The organism is Chroococcidiopsis sp. SAG 2025 (assembly GCF_032860985.1).
GTDB lineage: Bacteria > Cyanobacteriota > Cyanobacteriia > Cyanobacteriales > Chroococcidiopsidaceae > Chroococcidiopsis.
On record NZ_JAOCNC010000001.1, the window covers coordinates 5,931,994 to 5,950,084 of the forward strand.

The 18,091-nt window shown below is 43.1% G+C and carries 16 protein-coding genes; 8 read left to right on the forward strand and 8 right to left on the reverse strand.

The window, feature by feature from the left end; all coding sequences use genetic code 11:
- Positions 1-10 precede the first annotated feature (10 nt).
- The 4 genes from N4J56_RS29050 to N4J56_RS29065 all read right to left on the reverse strand — a co-directional run bounded on the left by N4J56_RS29050 (position 11) and on the right by N4J56_RS29065 (position 4,591).
- A complete protein-coding gene (locus N4J56_RS29050; protein ID WP_317109654.1) occupies positions 11-823 on the reverse strand; it encodes a type 1 glutamine amidotransferase in 813 nt (270 codons plus the stop codon).
- Between the two features lie 13 nt (positions 824-836).
- Entirely contained in the window at positions 837-1,559 is a 723-nt protein-coding gene (locus tag N4J56_RS29055; protein WP_317109655.1) for a DUF4253 domain-containing protein, read from the reverse strand.
- Between the two features lie 62 nt (positions 1,560-1,621).
- A complete protein-coding gene (locus N4J56_RS29060; protein ID WP_317109656.1) occupies positions 1,622-2,977 on the reverse strand; it encodes a Mur ligase family protein in 1,356 nt (451 codons plus the stop codon).
- 180 nt (positions 2,978-3,157) lie between these two features.
- Positions 3,158-4,591 carry an IctB family putative bicarbonate transporter gene (locus N4J56_RS29065; RefSeq protein WP_317109657.1) on the reverse strand — a complete coding sequence of 478 codons (1,434 nt, stop codon included), beginning with the start codon at positions 4,589-4,591 and terminating at the stop codon, positions 3,158-3,160.
- A gap of 679 nt (positions 4,592-5,270) precedes the next feature.
- Between N4J56_RS29065 and N4J56_RS29070 the strand changes: the two genes are divergently transcribed.
- Entirely contained in the window at positions 5,271-6,083 is an 813-nt protein-coding gene (locus N4J56_RS29070; RefSeq protein WP_317109658.1) for a glycoside hydrolase family 16 protein, read from the forward strand.
- 92 nt (positions 6,084-6,175) lie between these two features.
- On the opposite strand, the gene N4J56_RS29075 is transcribed toward N4J56_RS29070, so the two are convergent.
- On the reverse strand, positions 6,176-7,702 hold the full coding sequence (locus N4J56_RS29075; RefSeq protein ID WP_317109659.1) for a GAF domain-containing sensor histidine kinase: 1,527 nt from the start codon (positions 7,700-7,702) through the stop codon (positions 6,176-6,178).
- Between the two features lie 294 nt (positions 7,703-7,996).
- On the reverse strand, positions 7,997-8,740 hold the full coding sequence (locus N4J56_RS29080; RefSeq protein WP_317109661.1) for a GUN4 domain-containing protein: 744 nt from the start codon (positions 8,738-8,740) through the stop codon (positions 7,997-7,999).
- Positions 8,741-8,971: 231 nt separating this feature from the next.
- Here N4J56_RS29080 and N4J56_RS29085 point away from each other — a divergent pair, with 231 nt between their 5' ends.
- Positions 8,972-10,393, forward strand: coding sequence for an NADP-dependent isocitrate dehydrogenase (locus N4J56_RS29085; protein WP_317109663.1), 1,422 nt, complete (start codon positions 8,972-8,974; stop codon positions 10,391-10,393).
- 37 nt (positions 10,394-10,430) lie between these two features.
- Here N4J56_RS29085 and N4J56_RS29090 read toward each other — a convergent pair whose 3' ends face one another.
- Positions 10,431-11,783, reverse strand: a complete 1,353-nt coding sequence (locus N4J56_RS29090) for a pentapeptide repeat-containing protein (protein ID WP_317109665.1) — start codon at positions 11,781-11,783, stop codon at positions 10,431-10,433.
- Between the two features lie 101 nt (positions 11,784-11,884).
- Positions 11,885-13,408 (reverse strand): C-3',4' desaturase CrtD, encoded by a 1,524-nt coding sequence (crtD, locus tag N4J56_RS29095; protein WP_317109667.1) that lies wholly within the window; start codon positions 13,406-13,408, stop codon positions 11,885-11,887.
- Positions 13,409-13,592: 184 nt separating this feature from the next.
- On the opposite strand from crtD, the gene N4J56_RS29100 reads away from it, so the two are divergent.
- The 6 genes from N4J56_RS29100 (at position 13,593) to N4J56_RS29125 (ending at position 17,954) form a co-directional block, all read left to right on the forward strand.
- Positions 13,593-15,014, forward strand: a complete 1,422-nt coding sequence (locus N4J56_RS29100; protein WP_410500628.1) for a serine/threonine protein kinase — start codon at positions 13,593-13,595, stop codon at positions 15,012-15,014.
- 486 nt (positions 15,015-15,500) lie between these two features.
- On the forward strand, positions 15,501-15,827 hold the full coding sequence (locus N4J56_RS29105) for a hypothetical protein (protein WP_317109669.1): 327 nt from the start codon (positions 15,501-15,503) through the stop codon (positions 15,825-15,827).
- 334 nt (positions 15,828-16,161) lie between these two features.
- Positions 16,162-16,779 carry a hypothetical protein gene (locus tag N4J56_RS29110; protein WP_317109671.1) on the forward strand — a complete coding sequence of 206 codons (618 nt, stop codon included), beginning with the start codon at positions 16,162-16,164 and terminating at the stop codon, positions 16,777-16,779.
- 27 nt (positions 16,780-16,806) lie between these two features.
- Positions 16,807-17,310 (forward strand): hypothetical protein, encoded by a 504-nt coding sequence (locus tag N4J56_RS29115; protein WP_317109672.1) that lies wholly within the window; start codon positions 16,807-16,809, stop codon positions 17,308-17,310.
- A 105-nt stretch (positions 17,311-17,415) separates the two neighbouring features.
- Entirely contained in the window at positions 17,416-17,586 is a 171-nt protein-coding gene (locus tag N4J56_RS29120; RefSeq protein WP_317109673.1) for a hypothetical protein, read from the forward strand.
- 131 nt (positions 17,587-17,717) lie between these two features.
- Positions 17,718-17,954: a hypothetical protein gene (locus N4J56_RS29125; RefSeq protein WP_106168012.1), complete on the forward strand. Its 237-nt coding sequence runs from the start codon at positions 17,718-17,720 to the stop codon at positions 17,952-17,954.
- Positions 17,955-18,091: the final 137 nt, after the last annotated feature.

Sequence of the window (18,091 nt, forward strand, 5' to 3'; positions counted from 1 at the left end):
TTAACGCACCCTACTGTTTAACCAATGTCGGCAAATTTACGCGCAGTTTCTTAAACATTGCTTCCCGTGCTTGGTTAGCCAAAGTATCATCTAAAGGTGAAAGTGCAATTGATTCTTGGTATTTTTGTTTCAAGGCAGTTTGAATCAACCAATCAGCTAAAAATGGATTTTTAGGTAACAGGGGACCATGCGAATAAGTCGCGATCGCATTTTGATAAACTGCTCCTTCTGTACCATCTTCACCATTATTTCCTAAACCATATATTACCCGTCCTAATGCCTCTACTTGACTTAATTTTGTCCGTCCGCCATGATTTTCAAAACCAATTAAGTAGGGTGGTGAACCTGTCATTGCTACTAATTCCTGTGCTAACTTTTTAGCTGTCACTTCAATAACTAAATTCCCGATACAGCGACGCGCATTTAACCCGGGATGGATAGAAACAAAATCAAATAATCCCAGTCCCTCGATTCGTTGTCCTTCACCTGGTTCGTAGTAATGTCCTAATAATTGCGGCGCACCACAAGTAAAAATTCCTGGCGTACCAGTTTCGATTTTTTCTCGTAACGCCTCAGCTTTAGCACCGCGCAAATCGCGCATGACAATTTCTTGCTGTCTATCTTGTGCGCCACCACCGACGAGGATATCGACTTGGGAAAAATCTTGAGCCGTAGAATCTCGATCTAAAGGTAATATTTTTACCGTATAATTGCGCCATTCACAGCGGCGCTGGATACAAATAACATTACCGCGATCGCCATAGGTACTCATTAAAGTTGGATATAACCAGCCAATTGTAATTTCCATATTTTCCAGATTCATATATATTTCTTGCTCAATTCCAGGTTAAATAAAGGCTTTTATACTTCTCGATCTTGCTTACAACTAGCTGAGTATTGCGGAGATCGGGACAAAATTCAGCTACGTCTTTAGCAAATTTTTCAATATCTGTAGGTAGTCGTACGAATTCTAGACTCAAGCTACTTTTACTAGCAAATATAATTTCAAATTCACTTACTTCTTGCCATGATTTTAATTTATTAATTATGTCTTTAGGAGAAATATCATAATTCCACCCATTAGTCTGATGAATCTTAATAATATCCCAAGGTTCTTCACCCTTAAAAACTGCAATTCTTAACTCTGCTTGTGTGACATAGTTTAAAACTCTAGAAATATACTGGTTTAACCTGTTTTTCTCTGGAGTCAAACCAACTCGATTTTCGCAGCTTGTCAGATAGCCGTGTGGATTCAATAAGTGTTTTAGCTTGACAAAAATATCCCGATAATCTATATAAGATGGGATGATAATAGACAAGCCTTCTACTAAAAGATTGCCTCCATAGTTGTAGACTCCGTAAACATCTTGCTCAAATTCGAGATAGTAAGCTGGCAAAACTTCATTTACACAACTCAATTCGCTATCTTTAAGATACACCTCTTGTTTTAAAATAATTTTCTGCATTTTGACTTGATATTCTTGCTTAATCATCTCCAAAACAGACTCATCAAAATCAATTTCAGCAGCTAAATGTCTTTCTGTCTGAGATAAAAGCATAGTCAGTTATCAGTTATCAGTTCATTCCAACTTACGACTTACGACTTACCAATTACCACCTCTTACAAAATCTTTCTTCCCGTCAAAATCTCCCGCACTTCCAACATGGCAGAATATGTAGGCAAAATGTGTAAAGTCTCATTTGCTGGAGTTTGTGCTAACGCAGTCGCGATCGCCTCTTTTAAATCTTCCTTCACAACCAAATTCATTTTGCTATCTATCTGCGGCTGACTGTAACGCAAACGCAAAGCCATATCGTAAACGCGATCGCCACTGACTATTAAAGTCCCTCCTCGTTCGACTAACTTTTCTGTATCCACATCCCAAATCCACGAAACATCCGTACCATCGGGTATTCTGTCATTTAAAACCATCAACACAGGCGCAAGTTGATGCGATTCCTCTTTGATTTTCCTCTCGCTTACCTCATTCACTGCCCGAATTGTTTCATTCATCCCCACCGGATTTTTAGACAAGAGAATGCGGACGTGTTTACCGCGAACTTGCAACTCCTCAGCCCGTCCGAAAGCCGCCTGAAAGTTAGCTATAGTATCGCGGATTATCGCTTTATCTACGCCAAGTTGCTGTGCTGCTAACACCGCCGCTAGAGTATTGTATTTGTTATATAACCCAATTAAAATTTGCTCCCATTCCCGACTATCGATCGCCAAGGATGGTTTGCGAAAACCGCAGTTAGGACAGTTATAATCCCCCTGGTGTGAAAGATAAACCCCTTGATAAACCAAGCGAGTACCGCAACTGGGACAATAAATTGAGTCTACAGCATGGGGAATTTCATCAAGATAGTGTTCCGGTTCGCTCAGTCCGAAAAATAAGACATTTTGATTAAGCTGTTGACCCATGTCAGCCAAGGTAGGATCGTCAGCATTAGCAACAATAATCGTTTCTGAAGGTAAAGGTGCGATCGCTTGTCCCCAACGCCTGCTAATTGTATCGACTTCCCCATATCGATCCAGCTGATCGCGAAACAAGTTTAACGCCAGAATTAGCCGAGGTTGCAGGGGTGCTAACACCTTGGGAACGATATTTTCGTCTACTTCTAAAATGGCAAAATCTGCATCTAGCGAACCGATGGGGTTTGTGTTTTGTAACAGCGCTGTCATCAAACCATTTTCTAAATTTGCCCCCGCTGCATTGTGGACAACCCGCCAACCTTGACGTTCCAACATCGTGCGTAATAGCAGGGATGTGGTAGTTTTACCGTTCGTCCCAGCAATGAGAATCACTCCTTGCTTCACCTGACAACTCAGCAGTTGCAACAACTTTGGCTGAAGACGACGGGCAATTTCTCCTGGTAAAACGCTAGCCGCACCCAGACGTAGCGATCGCACCCCAAATGTCACGGTTTTTGCTGTCAATACAGCCGCACCCAAGCGCAGTCTATCCATCAATTGCATTTTTCCCACAGCTCGATCTCAATCCGGTTGTATTACTGTATTGTTTTACTGCCTTTTTGGGAAAAGAGGATGGCTGTTGTTGATTTTTAACGATCTGTCCCAAACTAACTGTAGGAAACGCAAACCAACTGTAGGGGCGCACAGCTGTGCGCCCCTACCAATACGTATCTAAATCCGAGATTAGCTATCCGAACCGCGATCGAAAGAGGAATTAGCCAAAAGATCTGATCGCGTGACTGGGGCAGCATAGTAACTAGCAATAATCGCTACCATAAACCACCAAATCGTGTTGATTTCAGGACGATACCAGACAGTATCGGCAATATTGTGAACCAGAGTTCCAAATAAAGCCGCGATCGCTCCAATTAACCAAAATGCTTCTCGACTGCCAGTTTGCCGCAAACGGCGCAGTTGTTGCAACCCTGAGTTGAAGGTGACAACTAGCAACCACAACAAGCAAGCTAAACCAACAAAACCAGTTTCTACGGCTACTTCCAACAAGATCGAGTAGGCACTTAGGGCATTGTAACGAGGCAATTGGTAAAGCGGATAAATTTTGTTAAAGGCAGTGTTGCCAGGACCGATCCCTAAAATGGGACGGTCTTTAATCATCTCAATCACTGCTATCCATACGTTGATGCGAAAATTGTTGCTGCTGTCACCCCGTCCGGCGAAGATACTCAAAAAGCGATCGCGGATTGGTTCGACAAACAACACTCCACCTACTAATACCAACGTTACACCACCGATAAGCAGTGGTAACGACCAAGTACGCCAAAAGGGGGGGAAATGGACGCTCAACACATACACCAATAGTACCAACACGGCAAAAATCGCTACGAGTAGTCCCATCCAACCACCACGACTAAAGGTAAGAACGAGACAGGCACTATTGACAAAAAACATTGTTAGTGCTAGCAACTTGGGAACCCAGCGCTGCCAAGCAAAGACAGCAACCAGACTCAAAACCACGGCTGGTAGGAGATAGCCAGCAAGTAGGTTAGGATTGCCAAGATAGCTGTAAACGCGGGTAATGCGGGTGAGATTAGATTGAGTATCTACCCAAGTTGCTAGAGCATTTGCCCCATAAAACCACTGCTGCAAACCGTAAATGCTAACAATCAGCGCTACGTGGAGGTAGAGGGTAATCAACCAAGAACGAATGCGGGGCGATCGCAAAATCCTCGCAGTCAAGGCAAACAGAACTAAATATAGCGTTAGCTTTTGCCAACCTATGAAAGCAGCGGCTTTGACGGGTGATAGTGCCGTAGCTACTGTAGAGATGCCCCAGTAAAGCAATACCAACAAATGAATTGGGGTCAGAGTATTGGCACGCTCTGGAGCATAACGTCGTTCGTCTGTCAAAGTCAGCAGTACCCAGAAGCTAGCACAAGCAAAGAGTAACACGCCAATTAGGTCATTGGAGACAAATGGCGCAAGCGCAAAGACCAAACTCACTAGTAGAGCTGCCAGAGCTTCCGACCATTGCATCAGCCAGCTACCCTGTCGCCAAGTACTAAATAGCCCGACAACAGAACGGTGTAAGTAGCTTGCACGTCGCCATTCTTGCAGCGGCAAGCTAGATAAAGTAAATTGCTGCCAAACTGAATTCATAAGCATGAGCTGCGGGATAGGGATTGGTCTATCTTAAGTCAACGTTAGGCTGACTTGACTTACCATAATTGCGAATTTTATTTGCCTTAGCTTAATACACAATGTCAGTCACAATTATCTCTACAAGTTTACGATTGTCATTGAATACATTTCTAGTAGTATCCATTAGTACTTGTAAGTTGCTAGGTGAATGCTGAGTTCTTTCAGTCACGCGCGATCGCTTTTCCACAAGTCTCTCTTGTTTCTCCCAAAAAGTCTGTTGGATTTCTAGAAATTCTCAAGGGCTACTTATTTCCACGCATTAGGGTTTTTTTCTAAAATTTTTCGGTCAGCTATAGCAAGTCTAAATTTATATCTACAGACGGATATGAATTATTGAAAAAGTCAACAATAATACATTTCGACTAGATGTATTTAAAGTATATTTATAGGTTCGCCAACCTGTCTCTAATTCCTTCTGAGTTCTTAAGCTATTATTTATGAAAAACACAGCGCATTTTAAATAATAAATCTCCCCGTAGCAGCAAAATAAAGTATCGCTACTAGCGAGAGGATATTGCCAAATTACTAATCATAAATCTAAAATCTTACCAAATTCTTAAAGGGTAATTGACAACCAAGTGTTAAACACGAAATGAAGTCAATTGACCGAAATTAATTCTGCAAATGTTCTACAAATATGAAACACAGCTTTTGGTTGCGAAAGAGCGTTCGACCAACTTTGCTTAGTTTTGCCACGATCGCAACAATATTATTCAGCCCAGCTGTCGTGCGGGCAGATAACTGGCAGGTGGTATTCGAGGATGAATTCAACGGTACATCTCTCGATCTGCTCAAATGGGATACTTGCTATTGGTGGCATTCGGGAAGGGGGTGTGCTAATCATGGAGCGCAAGAAATCCAATGGTTTTTACCAGAGGAAGTGCTGGTACAAAATGGAATCTTGCAAATACGCACTCAAAAACGCATTTGGAATGCTTACAATGCAACATTCCAGTACACTTCTGGCATGATTTCTTCCCATCAAAGGTATGCATTTCAGTACGGCTTTGTAGAAATACGTGCCAAAGTACCTAAAGGTAGGGGTTTTTGGCCTACGATGTGGCTTGCCGCAGAGGATAGAAACTGGCCTCCAGAAGTGAACATCGCGGAGTTTGTTGGTTCAGATATGAAAAGCGTGCTGATGGTCTTGCACTATATCAACGATCGAGGCAAGCCAAAATACTCATCTTTATCGTGGGGTAACAACTTTGATTTCTCAGAAGACTACCACGTTTACGCAGTGCTATGGGAACCAAATGCCATAATTTGGTACGTAGATGGGGTAGAGCGAATGCGCTATACAAACAGCGAAAATATTCCGCAAAAACCAATGTATATTTTAACGACTCTAGCAATTGGTCCAATTTGGACGAATAAGCTTCCAGATGACTCCACGCCGTTTCCTAGCTATTTTGACATTGACTATATTAAAGTTTGGCAACGCCAATAGGGAACATTGCTAAGGTTAACGACTGTATAACTTTTAAAGCCGATCGCATTTTGACTTCAGATGAAAGTGCGATCGCCTCAAACTGAATCAAGTTAAATTTCGGTATTAGCTTGCGCCAATGTTAGCTCGGGAAGACTGACGACATAACGATAGCCGGATTCTGGAGTCCCTAAAATATCAATTTGACCACCGTGTAGTTCTGCTAAAGCACGGCTGAGCAACAAGCGTAGGCTTTCACAAGAACGATTGAAGCTATTGACATTGACTAATTCTGTCTTGTCTTCCTCACGATCGTCATGTTCGTGCATTGACCTCTTGCTTTTTGACTCCTGCCTTTCATCGCCAGTACGAGCAGCATGAAAAGTAGAAATTTGTCCTAAGTAGGGATCGACGGGGGTTAATCCTTCTCCTAACCAAGGATGAGAGACTGAAATTGCTAGATTCAAAAGATTGCTTTGTCCCATCATTTCACCCACGCGATCGAGCGTAGAGTTACCTTTATAGGAAATGTGAATGCGGATCGCACTCCCACTTGTAGCAGCTTGAATCATACTCGATATCAGGTGGTATATCAGCTGTCTTACCTTGTCTTTATCCAGCACCCACATTCGACTTTTAGCAGGCTCCAGCGATAGTCGTAATTTTTGTTCTTTGCGTTTGGCGACCTCATCTAAGGTATTGAGTACCTGCTGGCAGAGCATTTCGATATCGACAGTAGTTAGATTGAGACTCAGGGAATATTCCTCTACAACTCCCAATTGAGAAACTTCATTAACTAGGGAGAGGAGATATCGACCGCTATTTTGAATAATTTCGAGATATTCTTTCTGTTTCGTCGTCAGAGGACCGTAAATTTCTCGTCCTACGACATTTGCCATTCCTAAAATTGATGTTAAAGGAGTTCTGAGTTCTTGGGTGAGCTGCTCTAGCAACTTGAGTTTGACTTGGACAATGGAAAGGGCTTCTGGTAAGGCAGTAGGAGGTGAGAAAGAGATTGCTGGTGCGGGATTGAGAATTTGCGGTGCAACCTCGATCGCCCGCTGCTCTAGTGGCTCTAACTGTTGCATTTTGAGCAGGCGATTGCGCTCGAATTCACTCATACTCCAACGAGCCATGAGTTCGAGAAATTTCATCTGTTGGATGCTGAAATTGCGGGGTTCTAAATCCATCACCGCGATCGCACCCAAGCATAAACCGGAGGAGTCAATCAATGGAACTTCCAGGTAAGCAAGAATACCGTAACGCTGGACTAAGACGCTGTTAGTAAAAGCAGGATGAGCGCGGGTATTGCCAACGTTAACGATTTGGCTCGTTTCGACAACTTGAGTGCAAAACGATTCGTGGATTGGTAACTGTCTTTCCTGCGCTAGTGGATTCATCAACCCCAAACGCGACAAACCCACTGCTGATTTAAACACGTGACGATTGCGGTCTAAAAAGCCCAAAATGCAGATCGGTACTTCTAGCAGGTGGGCAGCGGTTTGAGTTGCTTCCTCAAAAACTGGCGTAGTTTGAGCTTCTAACAAACCCAGTTCTAACAACGCCTTCATGCGCCGATCTATCATTGGATCTACGCCAGTATCCCCTCGACACACTAATTTGTTTTCTGGCTCCACCATTTACCAATCCACCTTACACTGCAAGAAAGCGATCGAACTGCAATATCAATGTTGTGCTGTATCTAACCCTGATTTCAGGGATATCTACTAGACTTAAGATTCCCGATTTTTATTCAGGATCAACAATTGGGAGCAGAAAGATTTTGCTAACTCTTAAGGAGTTAGTAATGGGTAATGGGAATTGGTAATTGGTAATTGGTAGTTATTGGTTGACAGTAGACGCGCTCCGCTACACTGCCTGAAGACAGTTGACAGTTGCTCTTTCTCCCTCAGCTCCCGATCGCTCTCTTGTCCCTACTCCCTGCTCCCTGCTCCCTGCTCCCTCTTCTCCCAGGCTGGATGGGAAAATAGTGCGGCGATCGCACGATTGCCGCGTAACTGATTTGACAAAGGTAGGTGTCCTATGGGAGCGTCAAGGCTCCAAGTAAATCCATCAGGGTAGCGCGTCCAGGTGTTACCGTTTTTCCAGCCAATTTTTGCCCATAGTTTTTCCCAGTTTTTGCCTAAAGTTAACCAGAGTCCTCGCTGCACGGAAAAGCCAAATTTTCCTTCGGAGTAAACTGACCAGAGGGTATCGACAGTTTGCAAATCGAGAATGGGAAATCTTTCGACTTCTGTAAAATATAGCCACTTGCGCTGTACGGCAGTCGCGCCAGCCAGTTCGCAAAGTTTTTGTAGCGTCACGCGGTCTGCTGCTTGGAAGTCTCCCTCAATCAACAATTGTTGTAGGGAACTGTAATCGATATTAGATTGCGATCGCAGCGTCACAATTCCGGCGGGAAAGTGAGTTTGCAAAAATTCCTGTGCCGGAGAAAACTCGGAACGATAGAGGATTTGGTAGATTTTGCCATCAATCCAAGTCGGTAGGCGATCGCGGCGTTGTAGCAAAAAGTCCATCAACACTTCTAAACCTGGCTCGCCCAGTGTTGCTAGCTGTTGAATGAGTTGCTGTTGAACTTTTTCCGACCCAGACGAAAGCTGCAAGCGGAGAGCAGAAAAGTCAATGGGAGTATCTGATGTCGTGGTTGGGTTAGTCATGCTCTCACTAGAAACGCACAAAGTTCAGCACCGATCGCTAATTTTAACTATATTACGGAGAAGCCAGAAGACAGAATTCGGAATTCGGAATTCGGAATTCGGAATTGGCGATCGTTCTCCTCTACTCCCTGCTCGCTGATTACATTTCCTTGATTCAAAATCTGCTAGCGTTCCATAACAGCATCGTCAGATGGCAAAATAAAAGTTTCTAGACTCCTGGTGTAGCAATCCATGTACGAGAAGATCACTCCTCCTACTACTGGTTCTCGAATTACCTTCAGTAATGGCGAACCAATCGTTCCCGATAATCCAATTATCCCCTTCATTCGCGGAGATGGTACGGGGGTAGATATTTGGCCCGCCGCCCAAAAGGTGATGGATGCTGCCGTACAAACTGCCTATCAGGGCAAAAGACAGATCGACTGGTTTAAAGTCTACGCTGGAGATGAAGCTTGCGAAGTCTACGGCACATACCAATATTTGCCTGAAGATACACTCCAGGCAATCAAAGAATTTGGCGTGGCAATTAAGGGTCCGCTCACGACACCGATTGGTGGTGGTATTCGATCGCTCAACGTAGCACTACGCCAAATCAACGATTTGTATGCCTGCGTTCGCCCCTGTCGTTACTATCCTGGAACGCCTTCCCCGCACAAAAATCCAGAAAAGCTGGATGTGATTATTTATCGCGAAAACACGGAAGATATTTATCTGGGCATTGAATGGAGACAGGGAAGCGAAATTGGCGATCGCCTGATTAAAATCTTGAATGAAGATCTCATCCCTGCTACTTCCGAACACGGTAAAAAACAAATTCCTCTCGATGCAGGAATCGGCATCAAGCCCATCAGCAAGACTGGTTCTCAACGCTTAGTCAGACGCGCCATTAAACACGCCCTACGGTTGCCTCCCAATAAACAAATGGTGACTTTGGTGCATAAAGGCAACATCATGAAATACACCGAAGGCGCTTTTCGCGATTGGGGCTACGAATTGGCAACATCTGAGTTTCGCAACGAGTGCATCACCGAACGCGAGTCTTGGATTCTTGGCAACAAAGAACACAACCCAGACCTCAGTACAGAAGACAACGCTCGACAGCTCGAACCTGGCTACAATGCTTTGACTGCCGATAAAAAAGCCCAAATTTGCCAGGAAGTCGAAGCGGTGTTGAGCCAAATTTGGGAAACGCACGGCAACGGTCAATGGAAACATAAAATTATGGTCAACGATCGCATTGCCGATAGTATTTTCCAACAAATCCAAACTCGACCCGATGAATACTCCATTCTCGCTACGATGAATTTGAATGGAGACTATCTATCCGATGCAGCAGCGGCGGTTGTCGGCGGCTTAGGGATGGGTCCAGGAGCGAATATTGGCGACGAGTGCGCTATTTTTGAAGCGACTCACGGCACTGCACCAAAACACGCCGGACTCGACAGAATCAATCCTGGTTCGGTAATTCTTTCCGGCGTAATGATGTTGGAATATATGGGTTGGCAAGAAGCAGCAGAATTAATCAAGCAAGGAATTGGAGATGCGATCGCCAATCGTGAAGTCACCTACGATTTAGCGCGATTGATGGAACCTCCAGCTCAACCGCTTAAATGTTCTGAATTTGCCGACGCGATTATTCAGCATTTTAGTTAATTCCTATGTAGAGACGTTCCATGGAACGTCTCTACATTTATCGTCCCAATTTATTCGGAATCCCTTCACAGCCACCAGGAATGGTGGCTCTGGTTTTTTCGCCTCCCCAAGCGCAGCAGTAATAACGTAAGGATTCAGACATGCGCTGGGCATCAGTAAAATCGGCATTCTCAATGACTGCCCCCGTCTGTTCTCCTGTATTGTAGTTGGGAGCGATATTGCGACTGCGGGGTGTAGCAGTTTGAGCATCACCGTAAAATAAACGAGTACTTTTGAGGTCGGCACTCACTAGCTGTGCTTCATACAAAATGGTACGGGAAAGATTTGCTTTTACTAAGTCGCAATTGTTCAGATTTGCCGCAATCAAATTTGCTTCTGAGAGATCCGTCCAACGCAAATCGGTATTAGAAAGATCTGCTCTAGCTAACATTACGCCTAAGTCTATAACTCGAATACCATAGTTACGGTCTTCGGAGTAACCACCTTCACCGTTGAGAATGGCTCTACCCAAACGAAAATCTCGCTGTAAGGGAGTCAGTAACTTCGATTGAGATAAGAAGCGAATGATTTTGGCTTTACCGCTAGCATCGACGCTACTAAAAATAGCAGCCGTACGCCCTTCAGCGATCGCCCGTTCTTGAGGCCAATCTTCTAACATTCCCTCTTCATCTAATACCAAATCGGAAATTCCCTGAAAGTAAGAATCGATGGTTTGCTGCTGGGTAATTAAGTTTTGTTGTACTGTCAGCAGGTTTTGTTGAATTGTCAAGTCTTTGGAAATTACATATTGTCGCCAAGCTACATAAACGGCAATAATTGCAATTAAAATTTGTCCTAACGCGCCAAAAACTTCACCTAATGCCCCGATCGCATCCCAGTTTAATTTGGTCGCCCAATCGATAATCGCACGACCGATATTTCCAAATCGGAATAAGCCGATTAAGGCAATAGCTAAACCTGTCCCCGCCACAAATAGCGATCGCTCTAGGGGGGAAAATATGTCTGAGACTGCTTTTATCGTCCAAGGTAAAAGTACCCCCAGCGAAAGTAACAACGCTAGCAGCGTGCCTACCCAGCCAATCCACAAAAAGTTATTAAAGGATAGTCCAATCCAAACGAGCGCGATCGCGACTAAGGTAAGTAAAGAAGCCCTGGGATGTGCCGTGCGCCAACTCGTGCGTTTGACGATTAGATTTGATGCAGAAGTCGATTGTTGTTGGGCATGAATTGCGGCAATCGCTGCCAGTGCTTGCTGAGTTGCCAAGTTCTCATTCGATATATCGTCGTCTTGGAAATCATCTAGATCCAAAGACGATCGAGATTGAGTCACAGTCTCTGGATTCGGAGATAATGCCTTATTGTTATTATCTGAGTTGTTTTGGCTAGTCATGCTCAATTATTTGCAGCAAGCGGAAGGGCTACTCGCTTTCATATGTTAACCGCTGCTGAGAATAGAGCGATCGCGCCTCGGTATCAAATTTTTCTGACTCGCTATTGCATTGCCTCAATTTGCCGGACTACAGTTAGCGCAGAATAACTCACGCCAGCCGTTCCTTCCCCTGGATGGGTGGAGTCGCCGACTAACCACAAATTTTTGACAGGCGTGCGGTTGGCAAAACCAAAGGGTCCAAATGTCGGGACTCTCTGACCGATCCCGCCTACTATACCGCGATCGCGTGCTGTATAACGGGCAAACGTGCGTGGTGTCGCTGCTTCCTGGTGTAATATTGTTTCTGGCGTGAGGTGAAAGAATTGTCCCAAACGGGCGATCGCTTCCCGAGTATATTTTTCCTTCATTGCCCTATAATCTTCAATATCTTCACTGCGCCACCAAGGTTTCGGATCGACAAAAGACGAAGCAATAATCGTACCTTTTCCTTCTGGAGCGCGTCCGTCTCCCGCTCGACTGACGGAGACAAATAAAGAATTATTTTCCCCGATTGCTCCATTGCGATCGTACATGAATTGCAAGTGTGGCGGACATCCTGGCGGAATCGCTGTTTCATCTACACCTAGATACACGACAAAAGCCCCTGATGCTTCGGGTAATTTATCGACACGTTGCTTGTAACCTTGGGGGGCATTTCTACCCAACAACTGAACTAAGTTTTGTACCGTAACGTTAGCCACGATCTCGTCAGCGAGTTCCGTCCGTACTTCTTTATTTTTTTGGTTGCGCACCAAGATCCCTTTAACTTTGCCGTTTTCAACTAAAATTTTCTCTACACTATGGCGCATCAGCAGCTTGCCACCATATTTTTCTAAAGCTTCTACCAAGCGATCGCTTAATACCTGCATACTACCGTGGAGGTGAGACAATCCTTGGGGTGATTGGGAAACGCTTAATGCTGTAGCTGCGTAAAGTAAAGCTGTTTCTTCTGCATCTACTTGGGAGTAAAGTTTTAATTGCAAATCTAAAAATGTCCGCAGCCGCCAATCGTCTTCCAAACCGTGTCCCCGTAAAGCATCGCCCACAGTTAAAAACGTGTAAGGTAGGGTAACTAAAGTCCCTGGACGAACGGCTTGCGTCAGTTGCCACAAATCCCAGATGTTGCGGGGTGGTAAAACCGGATCGCGGGCTTGAAATGCCCAACTCGCCTGAAATAAATTGTCAATTAATTGCCAAAAGCGATCGCTACCTGGAAATTGTTTTTCTCTTTCGGCTTTCCATTTGGTGCGATCGCGCCAAACGTTAATCGGTTGAGTCTCTCCTGGTAAATATACCGCACAAGCAGGATCGCAAGGCGTTGCTTCTGGTAGCTCGATTTCTAATTCGGCAAAGATGCGGTGGTGAATTCCGCCTGGTTCTAAACCAGCTACCTGAGTCGCGCCGACATCAAAGGTAAATCCTTTCCGTTGAAAAGTCGAGGCACACCCTCCAGGGACGATTGCCTGGTCTAAGACTAAAACCTGGTAGCCGCGACGGGCAAGTAGCGCCGCCGCCGTTAAACCACCAATTCCAGCACCGATGACGACAACACGCGATTTGCGATCGCTCGCTAACCTACTTAGCATGGATATAAAGTCAAAATAAAACCTACTCTATCTTTATATTAAGTTATGTTAATGCTTGCAAAAAAGCCAGGAGTCAGAATGTTGTTTGTTCGCTGTCTCCTTGGCAGGGAGCGCACGACCAGTGACCAGTGACCAGTTAATTCTCAATTTACGACTTACGACTTACGACTTACGACTTAATCTTATGTCCGAGCGCAATTGGGAGACACCGCTGACTAGCAATACTCTAGAACAGCGATATGAGATTATACAACAATTAGCAAAAAAAGCAGGCAGACGCACGTTATTAGCGCGTGACAGAAAAACTGAGGAGTTAGTTGTAGTCAAACTCCTGTCCTTCGCCAGTGATTTTGAGTGGGATGCACTGAAATTATTTGAACGGGAAGCCAAAATATTACAAGCAATTTCTCATCCTGCAATTCCCCGTTATTTAGATTATTACGAACTCGATTTCAATGACGGTAACAAGGGTTTTGCTTTAGTACAAACTTATATTTCTGGAAAATCTTTAGAAGACTATCTTAAATCTGGACGTAGCTTTGATGAAGTAGAAATCAAACAGCTAGCAAAAGCAGTACTAGAAATTTTGACTTATTTGCATAGCAGACAACCGCCAGTCATTCACCGCGATATTAAACCGAGTAATATTTTACTGGGCGATCGCTCTGGTAACAGTATCGGACAAGTCTATTTAGTTGATTTCGGTTCCGTGCAAACTTTAGCAGCAAAAGAAGGCGGAACGATGACAATTGTAGGAACTTATGGCTATATGCCACCCGAACAATTTGGCGATCGCACCGTTCCTGCTTCCGATCTTTACAGTTTGGGTACAACTTTAGTTTATCTAGTAACGGGGACGCATCCGGCAGATTTACCGCAAAAAGATGGACGAATTCAATTTGAGTTATTAGCAAATCTCAGTCCTGAATTCACTCGGTGGTTGCGGCGGATGATAGAACCAAGTTTAGAGCGTCGCTTTACTTCTGCCGAACATGCATTACAAGAATTGATTCAACCTCAGCCTGTAGATCTAGTTCCTTCAACGATCCAACAACCTAGTGATAGTAAAGTTAAGCTAACTAGAAAAGCAGATATCTTGGAAATTCTTCTTCCTGCTAAAGGTTGGAATTTTGGCGTAGGATTTACTACAGCTTTTGCCAGTTTTTATAATCTCATTCTCCTTCCAGCAACAGGCATAGTTTTTTCCCCATACTTGAGAATTAGCCATCCTTTAATATGGTTAATTCTGGGAGGTCTGTGGTATGGAAATTATATTTTAATCTCGGGAGTTCTGAAGTATTTATTAAAGCGAGTTAGACTCAAAATCAGTTCTCAGGAAATCGAGCTTACTCATGAAATATTCGGCTGGAAGTATCGCCAGATTTTCAATGCAAGTAAACAAAAGGTGACGGCGTTAAAATTAATTTACGGATATCACGGTAACCGTCGATATATGACTATTTGGATTGGTAAAAATAGGTATGAGTTGTGGGGTGATTCGATTCTAACCGAACCAGAAATGGAATGGTTAGCGCAAGAAGTTAGTAATTATTTAGGAATAGAGATTTCTAGAGAACCTAATTTTTACATTCCCAAAGGCGATTAACTTTACAACAGTTCGCAATTGGCGAGCGATCGCTCATTTTTTCTGAAACAATAGACATTGCTAAGATAGATGAAGCTATGATTCGATATTTTCACCGAAACTAATGCTCCAACAACTTTTCTAAGTCGAGCGATAGATGAAAGCGCTCGCTTAAATGGCTAAAGTGTATTGCTACGTAGTGTAATACTAATTTCTAACTATTCAAACTCAACATGCTTATATAGTTTATTAGTGTTTTTACTGTTTCTCCTTTATATAGAGAATTACAGACGTTGTACGTATCAAAGGCAAGTATTTTTCAGTTTAGAGTTAAATAGAATCAGCTCAATTTATCCGTGTAGTTATAGAACATTAAAGTAATTCTTACGAGCAGATTTTTGTTACTTCGATCATTTACTTGTTCTCAGTTAATTTAAAATATATCAATGTTAGTTTGCAAGAGAAGATAGTTAATCAAGATATGTAAAATTATCTTTTTGAATTGTATTGGCTGGTATTCTCAATTGCAGTCAGTCCACTATTATTAAATACAACTATAAATCGATAGATGGAGTTGTATTAGTACTGCGATATTCTGTATATTTGGAGGATATTGGTATGATCGAAAATTCCATAAAAGGTTTGAAAGTTCTGCAAGAAGAAGATGAAATTTGTTTGACTGGCGGTGCAGCAAGAGTTTATGGTTTTGCTGATGCTCGTGGTTTAGATCCGAAAGATGCTGACGCTAGAACGTCAGTGATAGTAGAAGCTATTGATGATGGAGTTTTTCGTTATGCGCGCTCTACCTCGATTGCTTCTATAGTATTACAGTAGAGCGCTAGTGAAATTGCTCTAGCGTTGACGCTATATCGCTGAAAGCTTCCTGCAATCTTAGAGATTTGCTTTCAGCGATAAGATTTGCTTTCTGCAATTATCTTCTAACAAATTGGTTGCAAAAAATGTAATTTCAGTTTGCAGCTAAGTTTTTTGTTCGTGTATATCCCAAAAGTGAGATTGAGTTGACTAAGATAGTTATTCGCTACAAGGTTATCTCAGTCATTCAAGCTAACTTTCCAAATGTACATCAACGTTCTTAAACTATTAAAGCTATTACCGATACTTTCAGTAGTAATAGCTAACAGGATCGCTCAGGAGTTCGTCTAAATTTATGGTGTTGCCATCTCACATTTACCCAGAAGCACAAAATCTTCCCAAGCAGACAGAAATTGCTAAGGTTTGTGTTTATGGTCTTAGCATCTTATCAGCAGCAACATTCCTATTCTTGCCTCTGTTTAATTTATTGCATCCTAGTCCTTGGCAGCGTTGGATGGGTGTAGTACACGGTTCAGCCGCCATACTGGCAACAGTAGTTGCTGCTTATACAGGACATTTAGCTTTCCCATTGCTTCGAGGTGCAAGCAAGATTTTACCGCAACTGCGAACATTAACTTTTTGGACAACAGTACTAGCCTTACTGTCTATTGTTTCAGGTAACTGGGCTTATATGAGATACCGCGCACCTATAGGTGGTGCGCGTGCTTGGTTGCAATCAAACTCTCCATTAGTTCATAACGTGTTCATGGAATATCACGAATTTACTGTACTGTTTACAGTGCCACTAGGAGCAGCCTGTACGTGGATTCTTTGGTGCTATGGAGACTCTATAGTTGATAAGAAAAATGTTCCTGTTCTGGCAGCTACCTCAATTACATTGATGGCAATCATGTTTTTTGCTTTAGGTGGTTTAGTCACTGGTATTGGTATTGCTAAAATCCATAGCTTGTGATCGTTTAATGACTGGAAAAACTGACAGATGAATCAAAAATCACCACAAAGAACTCAAAATTTGATTGACGAAACTACGCCGATTAAACTGCCAATCTACAGTCAAATCTGGCAGTGTATCAAGCATTTTCCATCAGGATTAGCTGTTGGTTCTAAAAATCCACCTCATAGTTCCGCTTCAGCCACCGCCGCCTTAATTAGTGCTAGTTTTGGTTGCTTTTATATGATGGTCAACCAACATTTAACTGTACTTTTTAAATCGTGGGATGAGTTTGTTTGGATGCTTGGCAGTTGGATACCAGGTAGCCACAATGCTAACAAGCTATTTGGTGAAATTGGTCCATACTCTGGTAAAGAGACATTATTGTTGTTTGGTTGGCTATTCAGTTGGTTTTGGCTGCATAATTCGTGGAAGCGCAAAAACATTAATTTCTCATTCATGTTTTTTTGGATAGCTTTTTTCTTGGTAGCCGCAACTTTGATGAATTGGCATCCATTATTCCCTTACATGCCATTGATGCCAACAAAATAGCCCCAGTACACGACAAATTTTTGCAGTATCTTGACAAAGCTGATGATTACTCAACAAAAAAATTGCTCGAATCAAACTCGCTTGAATCAAATACAAGTGAGACAGATGCATAAAGCTGTATTTGGCTTAGTCGGTATTTGGTTAACTTTTACAACCACCTTTCTGATTGCCGGTTGGCGAGTTAGCCAAAGTGGAAAATACAGTAATTCTTATCTCAATTCTTGGACGCTTGAAAGTCCAGAATTACCAACCGTTCGTTCTCAACAGGATAAATAATGAATTTTTTGCTTCTAACCAATTTATCTAGGGACAATCCCGCTAGCGCTAAATTGTTTGAGCATACAGCAAATCTTTCCGCGTTAGTGAAAGTCTGTACTGTCGTTGACACGAAAATTGAGAGGTAAACAATGACTCATTTAGCAATTGATTCTGAATTATTGACAGACATTGCAGAAGATAGCGAAGCTAGTCTTTGTGGCGGGGTTTCTACAGGAATTAGCATTTCTGCCTTTGCGGACGGTACGAACTTTGCGTATTCTAGAACAGGAGCTTTCAGCTTTGCTGTAAAATTACCAGATAGTCGTAGAGTGTCAATTTCCTTGGGGGGTGGTCTTAGTATAGGCATAGACAATCCCTCAGACTGAATAGATTCATACTTGAGCAAATAGTTCGTCACAATTTTGGCGATCGCTACACTAGATTCGCTCTCCTGCGTGCCTGATATTTGTAGTAGGGGCGCACAGCCGTGCGCCCCTACAGATCGTGTGTTTTACCCAATTGA